The organism is Streptomyces litmocidini (assembly GCF_014649755.1).
In the GTDB taxonomy this organism is placed as follows: Bacteria; Actinomycetota; Actinomycetes; order Streptomycetales; family Streptomycetaceae; genus Streptomyces; species Streptomyces litmocidini.
Genome location: NZ_BMTQ01000063.1, coordinates 1 through 1,134, shown reverse-complemented (window position 1 = coordinate 1,134; position 1,134 = coordinate 1). Strand labels below are relative to the sequence as shown.

The following is a 1,134-nucleotide window of genomic DNA, read 5'->3' as shown; positions in this document are numbered from 1 at the left end:
TATGACATTATGATTTAAAGATATAATAGCAGAAAGTACATATTTAGGAGAACATACTAAAGCTGTTAAAAAAGGTATTACTCAAGGTTTCTTTTTATTTGTTATTAGTGAAATAATAATATTTGCATCATTATTTTGAGCTTATTTACATTCAGCTTTAAATCCTACTATGGAAATAGGTATGTCATGACCTCCTGCTGGTATAGAAGCTATAGCTGCTGATGAATTACCTTTATTAAATACTATTATATTATTAGCTTCTGGAGTTACTATTACTATGGGTCATCATGCTTTAATTAATGCTAATAGAAAATATACTTTATTAGGTTTTTTCTATAGTACTTTATTAATATTTATATTTGTTATTTTACAAGGTTTAGAATATACTTTTGCTCCTTTCACTATCGCTGATGGTGTTTATGGTTCTACTTTCTATTCTTTAACTGGTTTACATGGTGTTCATATGATTATGTTAGTTGTTATGCTAGCTGTTTGTACTTGAAGAATTTATAATTATGATTTCACTAATTCTTCTCATGTATTCGCTGAATCAACTATTCTTTATTTACATGTTTTAGACGTTTTATGATTATTTATTTATATTATCGTTTATTGATGAGGTTCTTAATCTTATTTATACATTTTAAATATAACTTATTTATTCATTTTAAATTATTCTTATCCACCCTCTTTTAAATTAAAAAATAATTATCCCTCTTATTTTATAAATCACATAATAATTTATACCTATATAAAGAAGGGTAATTAATATTATTTTTAGTATAATTTATTTCCGAAGGGGATAAATATCCCCCGGTAATCCGGCAATAATTTATAATATCTACCCTTAAATAATTATTTAGGAGATATTATTTATTTTGATAAATATTTTATTTTTATAATTAAAATAAAAAATAATTTATCCCCAAATGGGATAAATCACCCCCCGGGGGTAATTTATTATCCTCAAAGGAAGATAAATACTCCGGGATTTACTGAGGAATTAATTTATGTTCCCTTAATAGGAGGAATAATTTATATTTCTAAGGAGTATAAATTATAAAGGTAAATATAGGTATATAAAGAGAAGAAAATATATGAGTTGTAGACTAACAGGCAAGTCACCTAAATTTG

At 25.0% G+C, this 1,134-nt stretch carries 1 pseudogene; it reads left to right on the top strand.

The window, feature by feature from the left end:
• Positions 1 to 22: 22 nt before the first annotated feature.
• Positions 23 to 502: pseudogene (locus tag IE180_RS37925) on the top strand (cytochrome c oxidase subunit 3).
• Positions 503 to 1,134: the final 632 nt, after the last annotated feature.